The organism is Lysinibacillus sp. 10T31 (assembly GCF_056394365.1).
Map to the genome: position 1 here is coordinate 1 of NZ_JBFTHS010000271.1, position 366 is coordinate 366.

At 54.9% G+C, this 366-nt stretch carries 1 pseudogene; it reads right to left on the minus strand.

Going from position 1 to position 366, the window contains the following annotated elements:
* Positions 1-366 (minus strand): annotated as a pseudogene (locus AC1DCY_RS27995) (hypothetical protein); the annotation flags it as partial.

The window sequence follows — 366 nt, forward strand, 5'->3', positions numbered from 1 at the left end:
GGGTATGCAGCATCTCTCCATTACCGGCATCCCAGCTTGCGGTCGACCCGTACCACATGTCGTAGTCCCCGTTGGCACTTTGCATGACCCATGGGTAAGAAAGGCTGATGGGGTCCGTAGGGTCTGCACCCATGAAAGGTTCACGACTTTCCAGTTTCAGGGTTAGATCGGGATTGACGATGAGCCGGCCGATATCACCGCGCCAATGGCCATCTACGGGGTTTTGCCAGCCCATGAATAGCATGTACCGCACGCCGTCGACGTCATAGCAATTACCGATGCTTACTCCATCTGCAAAAAAACTGCCTTCGGCGCCATGCTCGAACATCGGTTCGTGGTGCTCACGGATTACCTGGCGAGTAATGA